The 25405-nt window shown below is 41.3% G+C and carries 23 protein-coding genes and 1 other annotated feature; of the genes, 2 read left to right on the top strand and 21 right to left on the bottom strand.

Features of this window, described 5'->3' with window-relative positions:
• Nucleotides 1-56 precede the first annotated feature (56 nt).
• A complete protein-coding gene (locus M1F74_RS02525) occupies nucleotides 57-2330 on the top strand; it encodes a Xaa-Pro dipeptidyl-peptidase (protein ID WP_247946201.1) in 2274 nt (757 codons plus the stop codon).
• Nucleotides 2331-2348: 18 nt separating this feature from the next.
• A complete protein-coding gene (locus tag M1F74_RS02520) occupies nucleotides 2349-2819 on the top strand; it encodes an arginine repressor (protein WP_007519472.1) in 471 nt (156 codons plus the stop codon).
• A gap of 35 nt (nucleotides 2820-2854) precedes the next feature.
• On the opposite strand, the gene M1F74_RS02515 is transcribed toward M1F74_RS02520, so the two are convergent.
• The 21 genes from M1F74_RS02515 to tehB form a co-directional block, all read right to left on the bottom strand.
• Nucleotides 2855-3019 carry a hypothetical protein gene (locus M1F74_RS02515; RefSeq protein ID WP_000502578.1) on the bottom strand — a complete coding sequence of 55 codons (165 nt, stop codon included), beginning with the start codon at nucleotides 3017-3019 and terminating at the stop codon, nucleotides 2855-2857.
• Nucleotides 3020-3028: 9 nt separating this feature from the next.
• Nucleotides 3029-4339, bottom strand: a complete 1311-nt coding sequence (gene obgE / locus M1F74_RS02510; RefSeq protein ID WP_247946200.1) for a GTPase ObgE — start codon at nucleotides 4337-4339, stop codon at nucleotides 3029-3031.
• Between the two features lie 71 nt (nucleotides 4340-4410).
• Nucleotides 4411-4545 (bottom strand): DUF4044 domain-containing protein, encoded by a 135-nt coding sequence (locus M1F74_RS02505; protein WP_000863851.1) that lies wholly within the window; start codon nucleotides 4543-4545, stop codon nucleotides 4411-4413.
• 30 nt (nucleotides 4546-4575) lie between these two features.
• Nucleotides 4576-4731 carry a PspC domain-containing protein gene (locus M1F74_RS02500; RefSeq protein WP_247946215.1) on the bottom strand — a complete coding sequence of 52 codons (156 nt, stop codon included), beginning with the start codon at nucleotides 4729-4731 and terminating at the stop codon, nucleotides 4576-4578.
• Nucleotides 4732-4783: 52 nt separating this feature from the next.
• The gene (locus tag M1F74_RS02495) at nucleotides 4784-6109 is read right to left on the bottom strand and encodes a glycosyltransferase family 4 protein (protein WP_001219468.1); all 1326 of its coding nucleotides are present in this window, start codon (nucleotides 6107-6109) and stop codon (nucleotides 4784-4786) included.
• An 8-nt stretch (nucleotides 6110-6117) separates the two neighbouring features.
• Entirely contained in the window at nucleotides 6118-7161 is a 1044-nt protein-coding gene (locus tag M1F74_RS02490; RefSeq protein WP_247946199.1) for a glycosyltransferase family 4 protein, read from the bottom strand.
• Nucleotides 7162-7273: 112 nt separating this feature from the next.
• Nucleotides 7274-7603, bottom strand: a complete 330-nt coding sequence (locus tag M1F74_RS02485; protein ID WP_000331934.1) for a metal-sulfur cluster assembly factor — start codon at nucleotides 7601-7603, stop codon at nucleotides 7274-7276.
• 14 nt (nucleotides 7604-7617) lie between these two features.
• Nucleotides 7618-8727 carry an RNA polymerase sigma factor RpoD gene (gene rpoD, locus M1F74_RS02480; RefSeq protein WP_000201892.1) on the bottom strand — a complete coding sequence of 370 codons (1110 nt, stop codon included), beginning with the start codon at nucleotides 8725-8727 and terminating at the stop codon, nucleotides 7618-7620.
• A 2-nt stretch (nucleotides 8728-8729) separates the two neighbouring features.
• Nucleotides 8730-10490, bottom strand: coding sequence for a DNA primase (gene dnaG, locus M1F74_RS02475; RefSeq protein ID WP_225893168.1), 1761 nt, complete (start codon nucleotides 10488-10490; stop codon nucleotides 8730-8732).
• 193 nt (nucleotides 10491-10683) lie between these two features.
• Complete coding sequence (locus tag M1F74_RS02470; RefSeq protein ID WP_000222726.1) at nucleotides 10684-11115, bottom strand: hypothetical protein; 432 nt, start codon at nucleotides 11113-11115, stop codon at nucleotides 10684-10686.
• 268 nt (nucleotides 11116-11383) lie between these two features.
• Complete coding sequence (locus M1F74_RS02465; RefSeq protein WP_247946198.1) at nucleotides 11384-12142, bottom strand: ABC transporter ATP-binding protein; 759 nt, start codon at nucleotides 12140-12142, stop codon at nucleotides 11384-11386.
• Nucleotides 12139-13005, bottom strand: coding sequence for an ABC transporter permease (locus tag M1F74_RS02460; RefSeq protein WP_247946197.1), 867 nt, complete (start codon nucleotides 13003-13005; stop codon nucleotides 12139-12141). Before M1F74_RS02460 ends, M1F74_RS02465 begins: the two co-directional genes overlap by 4 nt.
• Before the next feature lie 65 nt (nucleotides 13006-13070).
• On the bottom strand, nucleotides 13071-14066 hold the full coding sequence (gene trpX / locus M1F74_RS02455) for a tryptophan ABC transporter substrate-binding protein (RefSeq protein WP_247946196.1): 996 nt from the start codon (nucleotides 14064-14066) through the stop codon (nucleotides 13071-13073).
• 117 nt (nucleotides 14067-14183) lie between these two features.
• Nucleotides 14184-14400 (bottom strand) — a binding site (T-box leader).
• 96 nt (nucleotides 14401-14496) lie between these two features.
• Nucleotides 14497-17193, bottom strand: coding sequence for a phosphoenolpyruvate carboxylase (gene ppc / locus M1F74_RS02450; protein WP_247946195.1), 2697 nt, complete (start codon nucleotides 17191-17193; stop codon nucleotides 14497-14499).
• A 24-nt stretch (nucleotides 17194-17217) separates the two neighbouring features.
• A complete protein-coding gene (ftsW, locus tag M1F74_RS02445; RefSeq protein WP_000703351.1) occupies nucleotides 17218-18441 on the bottom strand; it encodes a cell division peptidoglycan polymerase FtsW in 1224 nt (407 codons plus the stop codon).
• Between the two features lie 186 nt (nucleotides 18442-18627).
• A complete protein-coding gene (prsA, locus tag M1F74_RS02440; protein WP_247946194.1) occupies nucleotides 18628-19569 on the bottom strand; it encodes a peptidylprolyl isomerase PrsA in 942 nt (313 codons plus the stop codon).
• 67 nt (nucleotides 19570-19636) lie between these two features.
• The gene (locus M1F74_RS02435) at nucleotides 19637-20350 is read right to left on the bottom strand and encodes an O-methyltransferase (protein WP_081103123.1); all 714 of its coding nucleotides are present in this window, start codon (nucleotides 20348-20350) and stop codon (nucleotides 19637-19639) included.
• A gap of 1 nt (nucleotide 20351) precedes the next feature.
• Nucleotides 20352-22154, bottom strand: coding sequence for an oligoendopeptidase F (gene pepF / locus M1F74_RS02430; RefSeq protein ID WP_247946193.1), 1803 nt, complete (start codon nucleotides 22152-22154; stop codon nucleotides 20352-20354).
• An 18-nt stretch (nucleotides 22155-22172) separates the two neighbouring features.
• The gene (locus tag M1F74_RS02425; RefSeq protein ID WP_247946192.1) at nucleotides 22173-23129 is read right to left on the bottom strand and encodes a competence protein CoiA; all 957 of its coding nucleotides are present in this window, start codon (nucleotides 23127-23129) and stop codon (nucleotides 22173-22175) included.
• Nucleotides 23130-23205: 76 nt separating this feature from the next.
• Entirely contained in the window at nucleotides 23206-24354 is a 1149-nt protein-coding gene (locus tag M1F74_RS02420; protein ID WP_247946191.1) for a hypothetical protein, read from the bottom strand.
• A gap of 176 nt (nucleotides 24355-24530) precedes the next feature.
• On the bottom strand, nucleotides 24531-25391 hold the full coding sequence (gene tehB / locus M1F74_RS02415; protein ID WP_247946190.1) for an SAM-dependent methyltransferase TehB: 861 nt from the start codon (nucleotides 25389-25391) through the stop codon (nucleotides 24531-24533).
• Between the last annotated feature and the right edge of the window lie 14 nt (nucleotides 25392-25405).

The following is a 25405-nucleotide window of genomic DNA, read 5'->3' as shown; positions in this document are numbered from 1 at the left end:
CATTTTTCCTTATTTTTTGATATAATAAATTCAGTCTGTTTTCAAAGGAGAGAACCATGCGTTTTAATCAATTTAGCTATCTTCCGACCTCTAGTTCTCAACAATTAGATGAACTAGCAAGTCTTGGTCTGAAATTGTCCCCTCAACTGCCCTTAAAAAAGCAATTTGAAGACTTCATCCGCTGGAGTTTTTTCACTTATTCTAACACGGATTATGTCTTATCCACTTTGGCTGCAGATAACGGAACAGATCTATTAACTTTTTTCCAATCAGAGCGTGATTTGACTGCTGATGTTTTCTACACAGTAGTTTTTCAACTTTTAGGGTTTAACTATCTTGTTGACTTTGAGGACGCCGAACAATTCCGTAAAGAAACTGGATTTCCTATTGTTTATGGTGATCTCATCGAAAATCTTTATCAGTTACTCAATACGCGAACGAAAAAAGGAAATACGCTCATCGACCAACTTGTTAGTGACGGACTCATTTCAGAAGACAATCACTACCACTACTTTAACGATAAGAGCTTGGCAACCTTCTCTACTCATGATGTCATTCGTGAAGTTGTGTATGTCGAGAGTCGTGTGGATACTGATAAAGACGGTCTCCCTGACTTAGTCAAGGTCAGCATTATTCGCCCGCGTTATGATGGACAGATTCCTTCAGTTATGACTGCCAGCCCTTATCACCAAGGGACCAATGTCAAAGCTAGCGATAAAGCTCTCTACAAAATGGAAGGAGAACTTGAGGTCAAACCTGCCCACACCATTGAGCTTGAGGAGCCTAAGCTGAATTTAGTCGAGCCTCTCGGCCAAGCTGAACTCGTCTCTGAAGCTGAAGAAAGGTTAGCTCATATCAACAGCTCATACACCCTCAATGACTACTTCCTCCCACGAGGATTTGCCAATCTCTATGTATCGGGTGTTGGTACCAGGGATTCCCAAGGTCTCATGACTAATGGGGACTACCAGCAAATTGAAGCATATAAAAACGTGATTGACTGGCTTAATGGTCGTTGCCGTGCTTTCACAGACCACACACGCAAACGTCAAGTCAAGGCTGATTGGTCAAACGGCAAAGTTGCAACAACAGGAATTTCCTATCTAGGCACCATGTCCAATGGTCTCGCCACCACTGGTGTTGATGGCTTAGAGGTCATTATCGCTGAAGCAGGTATTTCCTCTTGGTACAACTACTATCGAGAAAATGGTTTGGTGACTAGCCCAGGTGGCTATCCAGGTGAGGATTTTGACTCACTTGCTGAATTGACCTACTCCCGTAATCTCCTAGCTGGTGATTATATTCGTGGTAATGGAGTTCATCAGGCAGACTTAGAGAAGGTAAAAGAACATTTAGATCGCAAGACTGGTGACTACAATCAGTTTTGGCATGACCGCAACTATCTGCTCAATGCCCACAAGGTTCAAGCTGAGGTCGTCTTTACGCATGGTTCTCAGGATTGGAACGTCAAACCTCTTCATGTTTACCAGATGTTTCATGCCCTTCCAACTCATATCAAGAAGCACCTCTTTTTCCATCATGGTGCCCATGTCTATATGAACAACTGGCAGTCAATTGACTTCCGCGAGTCCATGAATGCCTTGTTGAGTAAGAAATTGTTAGGACTCAACTCAAGCTATCAACTCCCTACTGTCATCTGGCAGGACAATACTACACCGCAAACTTGGCAGAGACTTGATGACTTTGGCAAACAGGACGAACTGCATACCTTCTCTCTTGGAGTTGAAGAAAAGGTAATTCAAAACCAGTATGATCAAAAAGATTTTGAGCGTTATGGCAAGACTTACCAGACCTTCAACACAGAACTTTACCAGGGAAAAGCCAATCAAATCACTATTGACCTTCCGGTGACCAATGACATCCACTTAAATGGTCGAGTGGAACTGAAACTTCGTGTCAAATCAAGTACAAACAAGGGCTTATTGTCTGCTCAAGTCCTCCAACTAGGACAACAGAAGTACCTTCAACCCTATCCAGCGGTTCAATCAGTCCGAACCATTGACAATGGTCGTTACCACATGTTAGAAAATCTCTGTGAACTGCCATTCAACCCAAGTGCCCAACGTGTCATCACCAAAGGCTACCTCAATCTTCAAAACCGAAATGATCTCTTGACAATCGAAGAAATCCAACCAAATGAATGGATGGACTTCAAGCTAGAGCTTCAACCAACTATCTACAAACTTAAAGAAGGAGACACTCTCCGCTTGGTTCTCTACACAACAGACTTTGAGATTACAATTCGAGATAATACAGACTATCACTTGACTGTTGATTTAGCACAGTCTACTATCACTATTCCCTCATAAAAGGAGCTATTAACACTTATGAACAAATCTGAACACAGACACCAACTTATTCGTGCCCTCGTTTCAAAAAACAAAATCCATACCCAAGCGGAATTACAAGCCTTGTTAGCCGAAAACGATATCCAAGTTACACAGGCAACCTTATCACGCGATATCAAAACCATGAACCTTTCAAAAGTACGAGAAGAAGATAATTCTTACTACGTGTTAAATACAGGCTCTATCTCCAAGTGGGAAAAACGTCTCGAAAATTATATGGAAGATGCTCTTGTTATGTTGCGTCCTGTCCAACACCAAGTTATTTTGAAAACTTTACCTGGTTTAGCCCAATCATTTGGATCTGTAATTGATTCCTTGGACTTTCCAGATGTCATTGCAACGCTTTGTGGAGATGATGTCTGCATGATTATCTGTGAAGATGCTACAAAAGCGCAAGCTTGTTTTGAAAGCCTTAAAAAATATGCGCCACCATTTTTCTTTGGTGAATAAAACAAATCCCGTGATCAAAAAATCACGGGAATTTTTTATTTCTTTGACTGTGTTTCTTCTTTCTTTGTGCGTGCCAATCGAAGAGCACGTTTAGGGTTGAGACGATTAAACAATTCTTCTAGTTTCTTTTCATTCCACACATCTGCTGCAGAAACAAAATTTCCATCTGCATCTCGGAATGATATCGGTTTATCTCCCATATCAATCTCCTAGTCTACAAATTCAAACTCAAATTTATCGATGCGGACCAAATCGCCATCTTTAGCTCCACGCGCACGAAGGGCTTCGTCAACCCCCATACCACGTAACTGGCGGGCAAATTTCATAACTGATTCGTCACGGTCAAAGTTGGTCATGTTAAAGAGTTTCATAAGTTTTTCACCAGAAAGTACCCATGTCGCATCATCATCACGACTAATCTCAAAGGCTTTTTCTTCCTCGTCAAAGCCATAGTAAGCCTCTTCTTCCATATCGGATTCATCATAGATCGGAAATTCTGGAGTCTTGTCTAACAATTCAGCTGTCGCATCCAAAAGAGTTGCCAAACCTTGCTTGGTCAGACCAGAAATTGGGAAGATGGCTGGAAGTTCCTCAAACTCGTCGTAGTTTGCTGCCAACTTTTCCTTGAAAATTTTAAGATTTTCCTGACTTTCAGGCATATCCATCTTGTTGGCTACGATGATCTGCGGACGCTCCATGAGACGAAGGTTATAGGATTCCAATTCCTTATTGATAGCAAGGTAATCCTCATAAGGATCACGACCTTCGCTAGCTGACATATCGATGACATGGAGGATAACTCGAGTGCGTTCGATATGTCGGAGGAACTGGGTTCCAAGACCAACACCTTGACTGGCACCTTCAATCAAACCTGGAAGGTCTGCTACTGCAAAAGATTCACCTGACTGCGTACGAACCATGCCCAAATTAGGGACAATCGTCGTAAAGTGGTAAGCACCGATTTTAGGCTTAGCTGAAGTGATGACACTAAGCAATGTTGACTTTCCGACAGATGGAAAACCGACTAAACCAACATCTGCTAAGATTTTCAATTCCAGTTGCAACTCACGTTCTTGACCTGGCTCTCCATTCTCAGAGATTTCAGGCGCAGGATTTTTTGGCGTGGCAAAACGGATATTCCCACGACCACCTCGACCGCCGTGAGCCACGATAAATTCTTGACCATGTGCAATCAAGTCTGTAATGACTTTACCTGTTTCTGCATCACGTACAGTAGTTCCCTGTGGCACACGAACACGAAGGTCTTCTGCACCACGTCCATGCATTCCTTTGGTCATCCCTTTTTCACCGGAATCAGCCTTAAAATGACGGTTATAGCGGAAATCCATCAAGGTACGTAAGCCTTCGTCTACCACGAAAACAACGTTACCTCCACGTCCACCATCACCACCCCACGGACCGCCATTAGGGACATATTTTTCACGACGAAAGGCAACCATGCCATCGCCACCATTACCAGCCTTGACCTTGATCTTGGCTGTATCTAAAAACATACTCATATTTTCTTCTCACTTTAAAAAGGCTGGGGAGAACCCAGTCATTAGTTATTGTTTCTATTCTCGCAGCTTGCTTAGAATCTGCTAAAAGCTCCAAGCGCAGTTGCAAAGATACCAGCAAGGGTTACAAACAACATGATGAGCACGACAACAAGTGTCACTTTCTCAAACAATGTTTTTTTACGTTTTCCATTATCTCCAAAAGCCATAACTTCTCCTTTTCACTTTATAATTCTAAATTAATAGTCTGTTGAAACCGGTGCAACCACCCATAAAATGATGTAAGCAAGGATTCCTGCTCCATAACAAAATGCAAGAACACCCCAAACAACACGAACAATTGTTGGGTCAATATCAAAATAATGGGCAACTCCTGCACAAACTCCACCAATTATTTGGTTTTTTCAACTTCGCATTAATTTTTTCATTGTATTTTCCTCTTATCTATTATTTGAATTCATCTTTCCAATAATCTCTGATGCTGGATAATTGCTTCCGAGAAGCCCGCAAAATACGCTTAGACTCTTTTACTGGACTTGTAACAGCCTGTTGGGGTAGATATAAAATCGTTTTTAAAAAGCGCTGACTGACAGGTTTTCCATCATGCAATTCATGTTCAAAGTTATTTGAGATAATGGCATCAAGGTAAAACTCATGTACTCGTTTTCCAAAGTTCTCAGCCGAAATTTCGTACAACTTATCCGCCAACTTTTGTTCAGACATATCAGGAGTAGCAATCAAGGCTTCAAGGATAGCTCCTGCAAGCTCTCGTTCTCCATAGTAGAGGGTACCAAACATTTTATCACTGATCAGGTTATCAAGATAGGGGTTGCCATGAGCGATAACAGGCGTTCCACTGGCTAGACTTTCTAGATAGGTTAAGCCCTGAGTTTCACTCGTTGAGGCAGAGATGAAGAAATCTGCAGCCTTATAGTATAAGGCTGTCTCGCTTGGAGCAATCATACCTGTAAAAATCACATGTTTTTGCAGGTTTAATTTCACTGCTTGCTCTTTCAGACTGTCCAGATAAGGACCGTCTCCAGCAACGACCAGCTTCACTTTATCTTCTTCTTTTAATACTTCAGCAAAAGCATCTAGGACTGCTTGGATATTCTTCTCATAAGAAATACGCGAAAGGCTCAGTAGCATTTTCTCGTCTTCCTGAATACCTAACTTCGAACGAAGTTCTTGTAAGTTTTCCTCTTTAATCTCAGGTCGTTCAAACTTAGCTAGCTCAATTCCGGTTGGAATGACACGTTTTTCAACCTTCACTTTGTATTTAGATAAAAGGTCCCGAACAATCTCACTAGGGCAGATTACTCCATCTACATCACGAAGGAAACCACGTACCAGATATTTTACCATACTTGGACGAATCAACATCCCCTTAGCAATATAATGCACATAGTCTTCGTACTGGGTATGGTAAGTATGGATAACAGGAATCCTCAATTCTCGTGCAATCCAAATCCCTAATAATCCAAGTGAAAATTCTGTCTGGGTGTGAATGATATCTAGCTGATACTGCTTGGCGATTTCAAGTGCCTTTGTAAAACCTCGATAGGCAAATCGTCGATCTTTAAATGCAAAGAAAGGGACACTCGGAATTCGAATAATTTGCCAATCCTCGTAGCGATTCACATCTTTATCTGTTGTTGTAAAGATAAAAACTGCATGGCCTTGCTTCTCAAGCTCTGTCTTCAAGGTTCGAATACTGGTCGCAACCCCGGAAACCTGAGGAAAATAGGTGTCTGTAAATAAACCAATTCGCATAGATTACCTCACTTTTTACCTAGAGCAGCCTGTTCCCGATAAAATTTTAACCAAATTCCCAGTAAATGCTCTTCTGAATACTGCTTGGATATCCTTTTTGCTTTTTCTTTCAATTCTTTCAACGCTTCAGAATTTTCTTTATATTCTAGGATTGCTTCTCTCATCTCAGAGACATCACTTGTAGCACGATAATCTCCCTCAAGAATGACCTTATACAGGTCCAAATCCCTTAACATAATAGGAGCCTCGCAACTAGCGGCCTCTAAGATAGTCATGGGGAATAGTTCGTTGTAACTTGGTAGCAAGAAGAGATCCGCTAAAGCATAGAGCTCTCGCATTCGCTCTGGAGGAACAATACCTGGAAAAATTAGATTTTCAGGTGGATTGTCCATGATTTTTTTATAGCGTTCATAACCATCTGTCATCCCGCCAAATGAAAAACCACCAGCCCAGATAAAGGTAATTTCTGGCAATTCTTCAGCAAGACGGATAAAGTCATCTATCCCTTTTCGTTTCTGAACCTGACCCGCACCAACCACGACAAACTGATCTTTTGCGAGATCCATTTCCTGACGAAGTTTTGCTACTTGGTCAGCTGGCAATGGATGCCATTTTTCCTTATTTACAAAGTTTGGAATATAGGTTACTTTTTCACGTGGAATACCCGCAGCAACTAGATCCTCTATAAACATGGGATTAACCACCACCAAGTGTTCCATTCGGTTGTAAAAGGAAAAAACATAGCGTTTGACAATTCCTTTTAAGAAAAATGGAATCTTCAAACTCCCCTCGAGTGTCTCAGGTAAGAAATGCACATAGCCAACTTTTCTCCCAGAGCGTTTCTTTTGAAATGTGGATAAATAATAAGGGAAATCAATGGTGTGAAAGTGGGTCACATCTGCCTCTACAGGAAGATTCTCCGTAACAATCAACTGATCTTTGGCATCACGATGAAGGAGACTCACCAATTCACGGTAGGCTCCTGACACTCCTTGACCAGCCACTTTTTCACTTGAACTTAGCATATTAATACGCAATTTTTTGTTTTCCATACTACTCATTATACCATTTTATTTCAAGAAAATCAGTAAAAGAAAGAAGAGACCAGAGGAAAATGGAGGAGCCCCTCTCTTTTCCAATCGTCTCTCACAATTTTCCAATCGATTACTTAATTCCTAGGGCGATACGCGCATAGCGACTCATTTTTTCAACCGTCCATGCTGGATACCAGACCAATTTGACTTCGATATTGGTTACCTCAGGAACCTCTGTCATCGCATCGTGTATCTGGTCTGTTAAGAGGTCAGCCAGTGGGCACCCCATAGTTGTCAAGGTCATATCAATTTCCGTGTGACCTGTTTCACCATCAAAACGAATCTCATAAATCAAACCTAAATTGACAATATCAATTCCCAACTCAGGGTCGATGACCTCTTCCAAGGCAGTCAAAATACGAGTTTTAATCGTTTCAATTTGCTCTTCTGTATAAGCCATATTATTCCTCACTCTTAGTCTTCAATAAAATCACGAAGGGGTTTGCTGCGACTTGGTTGGCGCAATTTTCTCAAAGCCTTGGCCTCGATCTGACGAATACGCTCACGAGTCACGTTAAAGACTTTACCAACATCTTCAAGAGTACGCATTTTTCCATCGTCCAAACCGAAACGAAGGCGCAGAACGTTTTCTTCACGATCTGTAAGTGTATCCAATACTTCATCCAACTGCTCACGCAAAACGATACGAGTTGTGTAGTCTACTGGATTTTCAATCACTTCGTCTTCGATAAAGTCCCCAAGATGACTATCGTCCTCTTCACCAATCGGTGTTTCAAGTGATACTGGCTCTTGGGCGATTTTTAGGATTTCACGCACCTTGTCAGGTGTCATATCCATACGCTCAGCGATTTGTTCAGGAGTTGGATCTTGACCCAATTCCTGAAGGAGATTCCGCTGTTCACGGACAAGCTTGTTAATGGTTTCCACCATGTGGACAGGGATACGAATAGTACGCGCCTGATCAGCGATGGCACGAGTAATCGCCTGACGAATCCACCAAGTTGCATACGTAGAAAACTTAAATCCTTTTGAATAGTCAAACTTATCCACGGCCTTCATCAAGCCCATGTTTCCTTCTTGAATCAAGTCAAGAAACTGCATGCCACGACCTACGTATCGCTTAGCAATCGAAACTACCAAACGAAGGTTGGCTTCCGCAAGACGTTGTTTGGCTTCGATATCACCAGCCTCAACTGCAAGTGCCAATTCTTTTTCCTCTTCGTTGGTCAAGAGAGGAACAACCCCGATTTCCTTCAAATACATACGGACAGGGTCATTAACCTTGGCAGAAGTTGAGCCAATCAAGTCCTCATCACTGAGTTCTGGTTCTTCTTCTGCACTAAGAACACGCGCGCTTGGATTTCCTTCGTTATCTGTGATAGAAATTCCAGCATCCTGAATCCGTTGCAAAAGGTCTTCAATGCCGTCTGCATCCAGGGTAAAAGGAATAACCAGACTTGAATTGATTTCGTCGTCTGTTGCTGTTCCTGTCTTTTTGTGGTTACGGATAAAATCTGCTACTTGCACATCAAATGTAGTTACTTCTTTTTGTTTTGTTGCCATTATTACTCCATTCTTCTCTTTTGGGAAATCAATCGTTGTAATTCTTCCAAGGCTGTGTCTGTATCTCCTACATGACTAGCTTCCTGCACTTTCTTTTTAATTCTTAAGTTGTCCTTACTGAGGAGGGCACGGTTTCGAGTCGCTTCGACTTCCACTAGCTCCTGAGGCGACATCTCAGCTGGCAAATCCAGACTAAGCACGTGGTACCAAGCATTTTCAACCTCAGGCGTCTGATGAGAAAGCTCCTCTGAGCCGATTTGTCCCTCTACACTTAATAATTCGTAAAGAATCTGAAATTCTGGGGTATCAAAGAAAAAATCTTCTCTTAATCTGTAGTCATTTAACACAACTGGATTTTCAGCCATCCTATAAAGGAGATGAGCCTCTGCTCTCATGACTGCTGTCAGTTGCCGCGTTACAGGTAAACTAATCGCTGCTGGAGGTTGCTCCTCTTTGACTCTCTCCTGCCTCTGAACAATGCGACTTTCATTTACTATCTGTTCCACCTGCTGGTAATCAAAGGAAGGTAGATTATCCGCCAGAATGTGAATATAAGAATTCTGGGCAGTGATAGACTTTTCCTTGGCGATCAAGGGAGCTATTTTTTCAATGAACTCGATTTGTGCCTGTAAGTTATCACTATTTTCTGGCTTGAGCTGGTGTATATAGAACTCTATAGGACTGATCCGAGTCTTGGTTAAAAGGTAAGCCAGGTCTTCAGCAGAATTCTTTTGCAAATACTCATCTGGGTCCATGGCATCAGGTACTCGAACAACCTCAACTGAGAAATCTTTTAATTCTTCCAGAGCTTTGGCTGTCGCTGCCTGCCCTGCCTTGTCGCCATCATAGCTGAGAACAATTTTTTTGGTAAAGCGTTTGAGGTGGTCAACATGCTCCTTGCTTAAGGCTGTCCCCATGGAAGCTACAGCATTTTCTATACCAGCACGGTAGGCTGCGATTACATCCATGAAGCCTTCCATCAGATAGAGCTCTGTGATCTTCCCTGTTCCCTTTTTTGCCTTGTCCAAATGATACAATTCATAACTCTTGTTAAAAATTGCAGTCGAACGACTATTTTTGTACTTGGCAGTCTGACTATCAGTTTCGTCCCAGATACGACCTGAAAAAGCAATAACCTGCCCCTTGTCATTGGTCAAAGGAAAGATGATACGTCCAAAAAAAGTATCATAAAACTGATTGCCATCTGACAAGTAAAACAAGCCCGAATCCAATAAATCCTTTTCCTCAAACTTGTCAGATAAACGTTGGTAGAGATAGGTTCTCTCTGCTGGAGCCAGTCCAATTTGAAAGTGCTTCAGAACATCATCCGTCAATCCACGTTTGTAGAGATAAGCCCTTGCTTCTTCTCCCATCTTGGTCGTCATGAGAATTGCATGGTAAAAACGGGCAGCTTCTTCATGCATATCATATAAAGCTTGATGAGGCGAAGCCTGTTGAGGACGAGACTGGACAGGCATGGCTAATTGAATACCGACGCGCTCCCCTAAGAGCTGAACAGCTTCCATAAAGGACACACCTTGGTACTCTTCGATGAACTTAAAAACATCTCCTGAACGACCACATCCGAAACAGTGATAAAACTGCTTGTCTTCCACAACGTTGAAAGAAGGGGTCTTCTCACCATGAAAAGGACAGAGCCCTAAATAGTTCCGTCCAGCCTTTTGTAAAGAAATCACGTCGCCTATGACTTCCACAATGTTGGTATTGTTTTTGATTTCTTCAATAACTTGCTTGTCAACCATACACAATACCTCCATCTTATCATAGTTTTACGTTAACTAGTATAGCTTATTTCTGAAAAAAAGTAAACCATTTCATACGCTTTCCCTACTTATATTTCATAAAAACTCACTGTTATCATGTTATCGGGAATCTTCTCCTTAACTCCTCCAACTTATCCTTTTATTTTCTTGTAAGATTGCTCATAAGTTACTTTTATTTTACTTGTTCTTGAAGATTATTTTTCAGTATTCTGCTAATATATTGTCCATCTTTTCTGCTGATACAAGCCGTTGCAAAAGTCATGGGTGCTATATATACTTCTCCTCGATAGGAAGGATCAACCAACACAGGCATGGAATAATAAGCATTCTTTTTATTCTTTAGGTCAATGAACCACTTGCCACCTAAGTGCTTGCGGAAGGTTTCTCCGATATAGACTGTTAAATAATCCAAGAGTTTTTTATCCTCTATCAAGACATGGTGATTTTCATAATGAGCCAAAATCCAAGCCTCCAAATCATCCAAGGACTGCATGCTATAGTCCAAGATTAAATTTTGCTCTTGGGCAAAATCCTTAGTAAAATAATCCATTTTAAATTCAATCTGGAAAATCCATTCCTGAAAGTCTTCTTGTGTGTAAGTCATTTTTTACCTCCATAAACAATATGTTTTATTGAATTTTTTTCACTTTGAATGACTTATTATTATCCTAGATATCCTTGATTTTGATATTTTCTTAAAAGGCTAGGAATAATCTTGTATTTATACTCCATGTTGATACTTATTATACTATAAAATGAAGCAACTTGGACAAGTGCACCAATCGATCTAATTATGTCACTAAAAAAACTAGAAACATCTGCGTGCTTCTAAGTTTTGATTTTATATAGTCTCAGGAAGTTCCTGCCGTCTCCTATTCAAACAGTTGATAGTAGTCTGAAATTTTCATCTTAGCTTTTTCTTCTTTATTGAGGTCTTGGATGATACGGCCTTCCTTCATGACAATCAGACGATTTCCATACTTCAGTGCATCTTCCATATGGTGGGTAATCATCAAGGCTGTTAGATGACCCTTGTTGACAAAGTCATCTGTTAATTCCATCAAGGCCACACTCGTTTTTGGGTCAAGGGCTGCTGTGTGTTCATCCAACAAGAGCAACTCTGGTCGCTTCAAGGTTGCCATCAAGAGACTCAATGCCTGACGCTGACCGCCTGATAGAAATTCAATAGGAGTGTCCAGATGTTTTTCAAGCCCATTTCCCACTTTTTCAATGGTAGACTGAAATTCTTCCCGATGGCTTGAAAGTCTTCTAGGAAGGAGTCCTCTCTTCTCACCACGAAACTTGGCAATCAAGAGATTTTCCGCCACCGTCATACGGGGAGCCGTCCCCATCTTAGGATCCTGAAAGACACGAGACAAATACTTAGCCCGCTTTTCAGGTGAAAAATGCGTTACATCCTCGCCCATGATACGGATACTTCCACTTGTTAAAGGTAGGGTACCTGCAATAGTGTTAAAAAGTGTTGACTTCCCAGCTCCATTTCCACCTAGAATGGTAATGAAATCATGTTCGAAAATTTCAAGAGAAACATCATTAAGAATGATTTTTTCCTCATTAAAGCCATTCGTGATGACTTTGGTAGCATTTTTTAATTCTACAATTGCTGTCATTTGCTAAACTTGACTCCTTTCAGGTATTTGCTTTTGAAGGTTGGAATCATAAGGCAAACTGCCAAAATCAAGGCGCTGTACAAACGAAGATAACTTGTATTAAACCCAAGAGCAATCACTCCCCAGACGAGGAACTGATAAGCAATAGACCCTACAACGATGGTCATGAGTCGCTCTGCCAAGCTCAAACTCTTGAACAAAACCTCACCAATAATCAAGCTAGCAAGCCCTACGACAATCACTCCAATTCCTCGAGAAACATCTGCATATCCTTCTTGTTGAGCAATTAGGGCTCCTGCAAGTGCAATAATCCCATTTGAAAGAACCAAACCCATGAGTTCCATACGACCAGTATGGATACCAAAGCTACGAGCCATATCAGGATTATCACCTGTAGCGATGTAGGCTTGACCTAGTTTGGTATCAAGGAAAAAGAGCATGAGGCCAATAACAAGGGCAACAAAGGTTAATCCAGTCAGGAGTTGGTTAAGTTCTGAATCAAAAGGCATGACATCCTGAATTTGCTTGGTTCCAAGAAGCCCCAGATTGGCACGTCCCATAATCATGAGCATGATGGAATGGCAGGAAGTCATGACCAGAATCCCTGATAAGAGGGTTGGGATTTTTCCTTTGGTATATAAGAGACCTGTCGCCATTCCAGCTAGACAGCCCGCTCCTACTGCGGCTAGGGTTGCTAAAAATGGATTGACTCCCTGTGTTATCAAGGTTACAACGACTGCTCCTCCTAGAGGAAAAGAGCCCTCAGTCGTCATATCCGGAAAATTTAGAATTCGAAAAGTCATAAAGATTCCCAGACCTAAAATCGCCCAGACCATTCCCTGAGAAATAATGGATACTATCATAATCTTTCACTCATTTCTTTCTTTAGTAAAAACGGGAGGAGATGTGTCCAGCTCCTCCTTTATCTTTATTCAATCACTTGTCCTGCTTCTTTTAGAACGGACTCAGGAATGGTGATACCAAGTTCCTGCGCTAGTTTTTTGTTAATCACTGACTTACCAGTTGAGAAGACATTAACTGGCGTATCAGCTGGTTTTTCACCTTTCAAAACTTTGGCAATCATTTTACCAGTAGCCACTCCAAGATCGTGTTGGTCAACTACTACAGATGCTAATCCACCTGCTTCTACCATGGCAGTGGCACTTGGGTAGATTGGCTTTTTAGCTGTTTGGTTGCTTGAAACAACTGTTGAGAATGCTGATGCGATGGTGTTGTCAATTGGAACCCAAATCGCATCAACCTTACTTGTCATGACATTAACTGTTGAAGCAATTTCATTGGTTGATGGAACGGCAAATGTTTCGACTGTCAAACCTTCTTTTTCAGCATAAGCCTTGAATTCTTCTACCTGTGTTTTTGAGTTATCTTCGCTACTTGAGTAGAGAGCGCCGATTGTTTTGACATTTGGTGTCAAAGTTTTAATCAATTCCACTTGCTGTTCAGCGGGGTTGTGGTCTGATACCCCTGTGATGTTGCCACCTGGTTTTTTCAAATCCTTGACCAAGTTAGCACCGATTGGGTCTGTAATAGCAGCCATGATAACTGGTAGATCTTTAGTAGCACTAGCGAGTCCCTGAGCCGCTGGTGTTGCAATCCCAACAACGACATCGTTTCCATTTGCCACCAATTGTTTACTCATGGTTGCAACCTTGCTCTGGTCTCCTTCAGAGTTCATAAAGTCGATTTTTACCTGGTCGTCCATATAGCCTTCTTCAGCTAGTCCATCTTGAATTCCTTGATAAATCAAGTCCAAGGATGGGTGACTAACAAATTGAAGAACACCAACCTTAGCAACCTTTTGCTCCACCTTCGCTGCTGGCTTGTTCATTGATGAATAAATCAAACTAGCCACTACCAATATAGCTAATCCAGCGATAATTCCCATTAAACGTTTATTTTTCATTTTTCGTTCTCCTTTTAAATCACTTGTATAATACTCTTTTCACTAAAAACAAGCGACGCCATCGTTTAAATTTCATAATCTTTCCTCCCATAAAAAAATCCTCACACAAAAAACTTGTGTGAGGACGTCGATGCGCGGTGCCACCTCAATTATAGGGAATATCCCTATCGCTCTTTCTCGCATTCACGAGTTGCACTGTAAGGTGTGCTCACCGAATTTTTATGATTTCAAATTCTTTATAACATTCAGCCCAATTTTCATCACTTTCATCTATCTGTTTTCACCAACCACAGACTCTCTAAAAAATGAGCATGATTACTTTCTGAATGTTTAAATTATATCATTTTTCAACTACTTGTCAAGGCTATTTTTAGAATTTTTTAAACAATTCAAAAACTTCCCCCTGAAAAAAGAGGAAGTTTGTAGAATATCAGCCTGAATTACGCAAACCGGTTGCAATTCCGTTAATAGTTGTATGGATCAGTTTTTCTTCGTCAGCTGACAATTCGCCACGACGTTGACGTTTGATCAATTCCAACTGAATGTAGTTAAGGATATTAAAGTAAGGCATACGATAATTTAGGCTGTCTTTTAGGTAAGAGTTTTCTGCCAAGAGTTCGTCATAGCCTTCAATAGCTAAAATAACGTCCTTAGTCAACTGCCATTCATCTAAAATAGTGTAGTAGATAGCCTGCACTTCTTCATCTTCACAGAGCTTAGCATATTCAAAAGCAATGTTCATGTTAGACTTAGATAAGACCATGTCTACATTGGAAAGAAGAGATTGGAAGAAAGGCCAGTTTTGGTACATGTCACGAAGAAACTCGATATTCTTCGGATCTTGATCAATAAACTCTTTAAAGCTGGATCCTACTCCATACCATCCAGGGAACATGACACGACTTTGTGACCATGAGAAGACCCAAGGAATGGCACGTAGACCACCAATTTCAGTGATAGTCTTACGAGCTGCAGGACGTGAACCAATGTTGAAGCTTGATATAGCCTTGATTGGGCTTGACTCGAAGAAATAATCATAGAAATGTTCGTTTCCAAAGACCAAATCACGGTAGATATCGTAGCTACGGTCCACTACTTGATCCATGATAGACTCATAATGATTTGAGGTATTGGTATCGCTCTTTTTCTTGGTAATCATACGGTTAATGGCCGCGGATACCAACATTTCAAGGTTATAGTAGGCAGCGTCTTTGTTTCCGTATTTGTTTCCAATGACTTCTCCTTGCTCAGTCAGACGGATACGGTCCTTGATAGACTTGAGCGGTTGAGATGTGATGGCTTCATAAGTTGGGCCACCACCACGACCTACAGTACCACCACGGCCATGGAAGAAGGTGACTTTAACGCCAAATTCATCTCCAATAGCAGTCAGTTGTTGTTGAGCCTTGTAGAGTGTCCAACATGATGATAGATAACCACCATCTTTATTACTATCGGAGTAGCCAAGCATGATTTCTTGGTAGTTGTCTTTTGAAGCAATCCACTTTTTAGCCAATGGAAGAGAGAAGTATCTTCTCATGGTTTCTTCCGAGTGATCCAAGTCTTCAATCGTTTCAAAGAGGGGGACAATCTGAACGCGCGCTTTTTGAGCATCAACCAAGCCTACTTCTTTGAGCATGATGGCTAATTCTAGCATATCAGATACACTTGTCGCGTGAGAGATGATGGTTTGGCGAATGACATTTTCACCCAGTTTATCCTTCAACTTGCGGGCAGCTTTAAAGATAGACAGTTCTTTTTCAAGCAGTTCTGACCTTTCAGCATGAGTTGCTGAGAGGATTCGAGGGTCTTCTTCCAACTCTTTTAAGAGGAGGGCGCATTTTTCATCTTCAGAAAGATCGCTATAGTGGTCGTTGATGCCAGCAGATGCTAACAACTCAGCCACACAAGCTTCATGAACACTAGAATCTTGGCGCATGTCGATAGAAGCAAGGTAGAAGCCAAAGATTTCAACGGCTTGCATCAGTTCAACAAATTCTCCTGAAATCAGGTATTCCCCTTTATTCTCAAGGAGAGAATCTCGAATGGCCAACAAGTCTTGATAAAATTCATCTGCAGTAGCATATCTAGGCTGAAGATCCTTGTCTTCAATCAAATAAGCCTTAGTTGCCTGCATCTTAGCTTGGATATCAAAAAGGGCACGACGATAGAGTTCTTTTTCGCGATAAATGGAGTTGTCTTGCGACTTCAACGCCATCTCACGAACTTTGTCGCTGACATTCACGATGCTGGTTGAAAGTGAAAATTCACGATAAAGATTATAAATCTTTTCATCGTAGTAGTTCATGATGACTTCGCACTGAGTCAAGGCTGATTTGTTGAGGGTTTCCGCTGTTACGAAAGGATTTCCATCGCGGTCTCCTCCAATCCACATCCCCATAGTAATTGGTTTTGGATGTTGAAGCTCAATTCCTTGTTCTTTAGCTAGTTTCTTATATTCAGCCGTCAAACGTGGCACAGCATTCAGGAAGGAACTTTGATAGTACTCCATCACGTTGGTGATTTCGTTAGTTACTTTCAACTTCTTCTCACGAATCATGTCTGTTTGCATGATAATTTCAATGTAACGACGGAGATCCATGTTCCATTTTTCTTTATTAATCAAGCCTAGTTTGACATCACGGTACTTACGCAAGAGCGTATGGATATGGTTGGTCAAGTCCAGCATACTCTTGCGTTGTACTTGCGTTGGATGGGCGGTTAAGACAGGAACGACATTTAACTTTTCTAAAATTTCAGCTGCATTTTCTTTTTCAGCTACCATCTTTATGGTTGTAGACAATTTCCCTAAATAGTCTTGGTCCACATTGTTCTGGTGGTTAATTTTATAGGCTAAGTCCACATCCTCAGATATATTAATCAAGAGTGGAAGGATAGAGAAATAACGAGAAATGTAAATCATTTCTTCATTGGAAAGGCTAGTCACCAGTTCATTGAGGCCTTGATAGTTTTCATTTGTTGATAATTCCTTCAACTGCATGATTTTTTCAAAGGTCTCTGGCGCTAGCATATTTTTTGTAATATCTTCTAGTAGCTCTGTCAAAATCAAGACTTCTTCTTGGATGACGGCTTTATTACTATAGTTTTCTAATTTCTGAAGAGACATATATTTTTCCTTTCCATACAGTCCTTACAGACCTTCAACAGTTTGAGATTCGTATTCTCTAATGAGTTTAGCACGTTTCTCGCTGGCATCGATATTTAGTACAAGGGCAATGGCCACGGATAATACCAGGAGACTGTTCCCACCTTGTGAAAGGAAGGGGAAGGTCACCCCTGTAGAAGGAATCAACCCTGAAATCCCACCGATATTGACAAAGACCTGAACAAGAATCATCCCTCCGACACCGATAGCAACCATGGAGTTAAAGGGATCCTTAGCTCGAATACCAACCAAGATGATTCGCAAAATTAAGAAGAAGAGTAAAGCCAAAATCATACTCGCTCCTACGAATCCAAACTCTTCGATGACAATCGAAAAGACGAAATCCGTATGGGCTTCCGGCAGATAACCACGCTTCTCGATAGAATTTCCCAATCCCAGTCCGAACCAGCCTCCATTAACCATGGCATAGTAGGAATTTGCAAGCTGGTGTCCTGCACCCGCCAAGTCATTAAAGGGATTAAAGAAGGCACTGAAACGTTTAGCAACGTAACCAAATACCGGTATCTGAGAAAATTTTTCAACCCCAACGAGACGAATGACAGACAATACTAAAATTGAACTCCCTGCTAAGAGAGCTAGAATGGTCGAGAACCAACGATAGGCGATTCCACTAACGGTGTACATAATGAGCGCCACCAAGACCAAGATGGTCGCATTTCCCAAGTCGGGGAAAATCCCCAAGCTACCAATCAGAACCAGCAGAACAAAACGCCAATCGTTAAAAGCTCGAGGTAGCCATTGATTTTGGGTCAACACCTGGAAATCATAAACCGCAATCTCATCTTGCTGTTTTGAAAAACGATATGCCAGGTACCAGATGATGATAATCTTAAGGTATTCAGCCGGCTGAATCGTTACAGGTCCTACAGAAATCCATCCATATGCTCCATTGACAGGTGTTCCGACCAGACGCGCTAGGGCTAAAAGAACCATCTCCACAATCATCACGATAAAAATGAGACGTCCATTTCTCAGGAAACCTAATTTTAATTTATAGATTAAGGCAATCAAAACCAAACTAGCTACCCAGAAAATCCCCTGGTTACGTACCAATTGAAAAGCGCTTTTTCCTTCTTCAATTAGGGTTGCACTCGTTGTCGAGTAAACTACAATCAATCCCAAAATTGACAGAAGAAAATAAGGAATCAAAATGGAATAGTTTAGTAGGTGCCTTTTACTAATTTTCATATTTCACCACTCTAATAGGAACAGAGGTGGTTGTCCCTAATTCCGTTTTATTTTCTAATTTTGATTGTTATTATACCACTTTTTCAGAAAGAAAAAAACTATTATCCTTTAATCCTTCGAATTTTACTTATTTTGTCTTCAAGCATAAAAAATACAAACCTCAAATGAGATTTGTATTTTCATTGCTTAGTTAGATGAAGAGCTACTGCTTGAGCTTGAGTCACCACCACCGATGTATTGGGTGAAGATGTTTTGGAAGGCTTGATCTTTGACTTTGATATTAGCAGCTTGTAATTCTTTACCAATTACTCCTTGAACAAAGGCTGAATCATTTTGTTTTTGAGTCAAAATGATGGTCTTCAATTTTTCTTTGTAATCCTCTAAGTTAGAAGATTTTTCTGTCTTCTTCGTTACTTTAACGATGTAGAATTGATTGCTGTAGGCTTGTGTTCCAGTAGCCGTAATCACATCAGAAACACCGTTCACATCCAAGGCAAAGGCTGCTTTTTTGACTTGTTCTGGAAGTTCTGTTGAAGCAGAGTCAAAAGTGATTTCTCCACCATTTTCTTTTGTTTTGTCGTCGTTAGAGTTGTCTTTCGCCAACTGAGCAAAATCTGCACCTTCTGCTTTCGCTTTTTCAAGCACTTCTTTTGCCTTGTCTTCATTGTCCATACGGATGATTTGAGCAGTTACATCTGGTGTGTACGCTTCGAAAGCCTTTTGGTAGGCTTCGTCTGTCAATTCGCTCTCAGCGGCCTTCTTAACCGCCAATTCAACCAATTTGCTAGTACGGATTTGAGCTTTACGAGTCTCAGGTGTCATACCTGCACGTTGAAGCACGCTGTTGTAGCTATCGCCGTATTTCTTTTGTTCCTCAGCAACGGCGTCATCCACATCTTTATCCGTTACCTCTGATCCATATTGTTGTTCAAATACTTTTTGGATGGTCATATTGAGCAAGACTTGTTGCGCAGTTGGATTATTCTTTACTTCTTCAAAGAATTGATGTTCTGTAATCACATCACCCTTCATGCTGATCAAATCTTTTCCTTCAGAACTATTTGAACAAGCTGCAAGTGTTGCCACTGATAAAAGTGTGATGGCTCCTGCCATAATTTTTTTCTTCATGTTTACTCCTTTTACGGTAAGTGTTACTTTATCTATTTTACTATAATTTCTTAAATTTTTCTGAAAATCATTTATCATCAGGTAGCTGTACATCTGCTACATTCTTTCGTAGCATGAGAATGCCATCACCAAGAGGAACTAGAGTTGCTGTTAGACCTGGATTGTCCAAAGTTGCGTCGAAAAGTCTTTGCAAACCACGATAAATGGTTCGTTGACCACGGCGGACTTCCATGATGTCCTTGGCAACATCTCCTCCTTGAAAAATATCATCCAAGACAACCACTCCACCAACTTCAAGTCGTTTGAGGATTTCAGGTAGAAAGACGATGTACTTGGACTTGGCCGAATCCATAAAGACAAAGTCATAAGTTTCTGTCAGGCTAGACAAAACATCTACGGCATCACCCTCTAAGAGGGTGATTTGCTTACGACTGTCAAACTGGGCAAAGTTTTCCTTGGCAAAGCCTATCATCTCAGGATTGCGGTCAATGGTTGTAATCTTAGCATCTGGCGCATGCTCCGCCATCAAAAGAGCTGAAAAACCGATAGCTGTCCCAATTTCCAAAATATTCTTAGGCTGCAGACTTTCCATGAGAAATCGAAAGTAAGCAACTGTTTCATGAGGAATGATTGGGATATTTTCCTTGCGAGCGAAGGTTTCCAATTCTTTCAAAGAACCAGTCACCTGCTTTTGACGCTGGCGCATGAGTTCAACGATTTCTTCCTTGACGACGGGACGACGCATATTGTGATTGGCATTTTTACTATAAGACTCTACCATCTTAAGCTAGTCCCAATTTTTCAACAAGAGCTTCAAACTCGTTCAAGCGACGTTCAAAGACTGCAAAGGCATCGTTAAGATAGTCTTCTTTTTCCATATCAACACCCGCTTTTCTCATAACATTGAGCGGATAGTCAGATTTACCAGCCTTGAGATAGTCGATATAGCGGTCACGATCTTCTTGACTACCATGGACAATCTTCTCAGCCAAGGCTGAAGCAGCTGCAAAACCTGTTGAATACTGATAAACATAGTAGTTATAGTAGAAGTGTGGAATGCGCGCCCACTCATATTGGATTTGAGTATTGTCTTCCTTGCTGAGTCCATAGTAATCTTGGTTCAAGTCAGCGTAGAGTTTATTAAGGAAATCACTTGTCAAGACTTCTCCATTTTGATCTGCTTGATGGATAGCATGTTCAAACTCAGCGAATTGAGTTTGACGGAAGACTGTTCCACGGAAACCATCTAGGAAGTTATTGAGAATAGCAAAACGGGTTGCATCGTCTTCCACTTCTTCCAACAATTTCTCTGTCAAGATATTTTCGTTTGTGGTTGAGGCAATCTCAGCCAAGAAGATAGAGTAATCTCCGTAAACATAAGGCTGAGTTTCACGAGTATAGCTAGAGTGCATACTGTGACCTGTTTCATGGACAAGGGTAAAGAGATTGTCTAGATTGTCCTGCCAGTTGAGAAGCATGAAGGCATTGGTATCATAAGAACCACCAGAATAGGCACCAGAACGCTTGCCTTGGTTTTCATAGACATCAATCCAACGCTCACTGAAAGCCCGTTTGACACGGCTCAAGTAGTCGTCACCCAAGACTACCAAGGCCTCTTCTGCCTTTTTCAAGGCTTCCTCATAAGTAAAGCTGTATTCTACTGAAGATAGCGGTGTGTAGACATCGTACATCTTGAGATCTGAAATTCCCAAGATTTTAGAACGAAGGTTAAGGTATCGATGCAAGAGTGGCAAATGCTTGCGAACTGCTGCTACCAAATTGTCATAGACACTTTCTGGAACAAAGTTTGCTGCGAGGGCTGCATGACGGGCACTCTTATAGTTGCGAACTTTCGCTCGGTAGTTTTGCACCTTAACATTTGTCTGCAAAGTCTTAGCGTAAGTATGTTGGAATTGCTCATAAGTCGCATAGAGGGCTTCATAGGCACCACGACGCACTTCACGGTTTTTAGACTCCATCAAACGAATGTAAGTACCGTGTGAGAGTTGCACTTCCTTGCCTTCGTCATCAAGAACGTATGGGAAGCTAATATCCGCATTATCCAAAATAGCGAAAGTTTCACTAGCAGCGCCAAAGATTTCTCCTGCTCCAGCAAGCATTTCTTCCTCACGTTGCGAAAGAACATGGTCTTTCTTTTGCAAAAGCTTGTCAAAAAAGTGTTTGTAAACTTGGAGTTTTGGTTGAGCTTCTAGGAAGGCAGCATACTGCTTTTCGCTAACCTCCATAAACTCAGGTTCATAGAATGAAAAGGCTTGTTCTAACTGACTGTACAGGGTCATTGCCTTAGCATAGTACTCTTGATACTTGGCCTCACGCGTGTCCTGGTCATTTTTCATATGCGCATAGACATAAAGCTTTTCAACTTGGCGTTCCAAGTCGAGTGAGAATTCTGTGATCTCAAGCAAACTGTCTGCGCTGTCCAAAAGATGTCCCTCATACTGAGATGCTGTTTGTACTTTTTCAGTTAAATCTTTCAAGGCTTCTTCCCAAGCCTGGTCTGTTGGGTAGATTGTTGAAAGATCCCATGTATCTTTTTCATTTATTTCATGTCGTTGTAATACCATAAGATTCCTCCATCCTTTCTATTTTACCACATTTTTTGAGAAATATAAGTGATAAAAGGCTGGTGGATAGAGCTTTTGACGATTATTTTTCGGATTTTTTTGATAGTAAGCCTGAAAATTTCTATAATAGCTAGTCAAATCCGTTTCAATCTGCAAAAAATCTCCTGATACTATCGGTCTGACCTGAGGATACCAGTCGTCTAGTTGACGGTTTAATAGATTGTCTCCTCGATGATAGGCCTCTTCTTGCTTCTTCATCCAGTAAGGCGTTTGGTAGTACAACTGTTGTCGAATGAAGTGACAGATAGTTGGATCTTGAGAAACTGTAAAACTAGCTAGCTTTTGTTTTTGATAAGGAAATCGTAGAATTTCCAAGAGTTTTCCTTGTCCATAGGGAAATTCCTTGACCTGAAAATGAAGCTTTCCACGTAGGTCCTGATGTAAAAGATATTTCAGTCTCAAAACTTGCTTTTTGAAATCTAGTTCCCAAGCATAGAAACCCATATTTTGACTAAAATAGAGAAACCCCCTTTGCAGTTGCGTAAGTCGCTCTTTTAACCAGAGTTTTTCTCCCAATAGCCAGATAACTTGGTAGCCCTGACTACGGTAGCCTTGACTTCTGTCGCCTAAAAGCTTATGAGACAAGGGACTGCACTGGACCTCTAGAGCTAGTTTCTCATTTACGAGAACATCCGCTATCTGCTGAATCGCGGGCAGACTATATTCTACGGCAACCTGATTGTCCTTCTTGGCCCAGTGATAGAGAGCCTCTTTGTTGCCCAAGTGTTCTGAACTTTCATTCTCAAAAATAGCCATACAATCTCTTAAAGATTCATGAGCAAAATGCGTTCGAACGCTCTGTCCTTGACGTAATCGTAGTCCACCCCCACAGGCTGGACAAGTATAAGCTTGTCTTGTCACGTCTTTTTCGAGGGCATTTACCAAATTTCCCTTGGCATCTCTAGCTACAAACATGGTCTACCTCCTTTTCTTTTCTATTCGAAAAAGAAGTCAAAAAGACTGGAATCCCAGTCTTTCATGATATTATTTCTTATCTTTTTTGTCTCTTAGAGTATTTTTTTAGCATGGGAATGAGATTGGGAATCTGCTCACTTCTAATGACCAGCACACCGTATTCCTGACAACGATTAGCATAAACGGGATTGATTTTTCCCGTACAAACAATTAACTTGAGGCAACTCTCCCCAGCAAAATGATTGGCATAGACTTCAAGCTCATTGATGGCTTCAACTGATAAATCTGTCATTTTGCAGGAGATAAAGGTAATCGATCGCCCCTTTTTCAGAATGATATCAATCTCATTTTGGACATTGTCTGCCTCTGGAAAGATGCCATTCCAATCAATCTCACCACCTATCATGCATTCATCAAACAGCTGAGATTCGAGCGCCAAGAGATAGAGATACAACTCTAAAATGTGCCCTTTGTTGCGACAAAAGACTTGGGCTTCTTGACTTGGAAAGCTGTATCTTACTCGATCCTTGTCCACGCTTTCAATACGAATCATCCCCGCTTCTACTAGTAAGGGGATAAGGGATTCTGGATAGAGGTAATACTTGCCGTTGTTTTCCAGTATCTTTTCGGTTTCAGCATGCAGGTCATTGGTCTTAGCTAGAGAGAAAAATTGGGTTACTTGATACCAGTGGGCGGGATTGGAAATAGCCGAGCTGGCTAGTTTTTTAATGGCCGCAATTTGCTGAGCTGAGTGGATAGGGCATTTTGATTTGAGCATTTTTCCACCACGCAAGGCTATCAACTGTTGGATGCTTAGGGTTGGAATGTCCATATCTTCTTTTTCCAGCTGGCCAGCTACCCACTTGTATTGTTTTCCCCGCTCGATATCCATGGCAACGATGGGGAGGTCCCGATCCAAGCCGTATTGATAGAGAGATAAGGCTAGTAGCGAATCCCCACCAAAAACATCAAGAAGAACCTGGTCATAGCCTGCTAGACAATAATCTAACTGAACTGCTAGTTGTTCTAAGGATAACTGACGAAAGGTCACTCGTTGGATATGAGGCACCTCTTCCACGATGAACTGACGGAGAGAGAGTTTCTCTTCATTGCTTATTTTCGTCAAAGATAGAAAAAGAATCTCGTCACAATCACTGATAAAGGCTTGGTAGACATTCTTTTCCAATACATGCCGATCATACAATTCCACCAAAAGACTCGTCATTCGACCACCTCCATCATAAACACTTTTTGTGCTGAGAGTATCAGCAACACAGTTCTACTGCTCAGATTTCCTACTTCTAGTATAGCATAAAATTCTGCTTGCCCCAATCAACCAACGCAAACAAAAACGAATAGAAACCTTGCAAATCGGTTACTATTCGCTTGTATATGTTTGATTTACTTGATTTTTTTAGCTAACATAGTCGCAAAGCGTAGTTGAATACGATTGCCATTTTCATCACGACGGTGCAGATGTCCTGGATTTTCATTGTACTTAACCAATTCCCAATCCTTGTAGTAATCCGCTAACTCCCCTTCTTTAAATGTGAATGGGAAGTTGACTGAGCAAGGATAATCCTCCGTATCCATGGCACAGACGATAAGGTTATAGCCACCGATCGTGGTGTGCTCCTGCATATTTTGGATAATAGCTGGAATACGGTCTGCTTGTAGGAACATCAGAACAACTGTTGAAACGATAAAATCATAGACTTGCCCAATGCTAGCTGAATTGATATCATATAGTCCTACAGGCATGTCTAGATCCTCTTGTTCCACAATGCTTTGCAAGATTTCAAGGGATAATTCATTTTGATCCACAGCTGTCACATCAAAACCATTCTGTGCAAGAAAGAGAGAGTTACGCCCTTGACCACAACCCAAATCCAAGGCTTTCCCCGGTTTCACTGTCTGCATAGCTTCTAAGACCTCTGAATGGACTGGATTAGTATTGTATTTCTTAGGGAAATAATCCTCAGGTTTACAATAAAATTCCAAGTACCACTCTACATCGTCTGTTGCAGCCTCTACTCGGTGCCAGGCTTGCGGTTGTGCCATGGGATTGTCAGCTCCTGCCTCAAAGAGGTGCTCAGCTAGAACCTCACCATCTTCAGTCAACTCAATAAACTTGAGGTCCCCCTTCAAGACAGTGATTTTTCCCCAAGTCCCGACCTTGGTGTTGTGTTTCTGCTGGACAATTTCTGGCATGGTCTGTTTATCCCATAAGGGCATCCGTTTATAGGCAATTAATTTTTCCATTTTACTTCCTCTTC

Source organism: Streptococcus oralis (assembly GCF_023109315.1).
Classification (GTDB): domain Bacteria; phylum Bacillota; class Bacilli; order Lactobacillales; family Streptococcaceae; genus Streptococcus; species Streptococcus oralis_BS.
The sequence above is the reverse complement of the archived record's forward strand: the minus strand, read 5'-3'. Positions and strand labels throughout refer to the sequence as shown.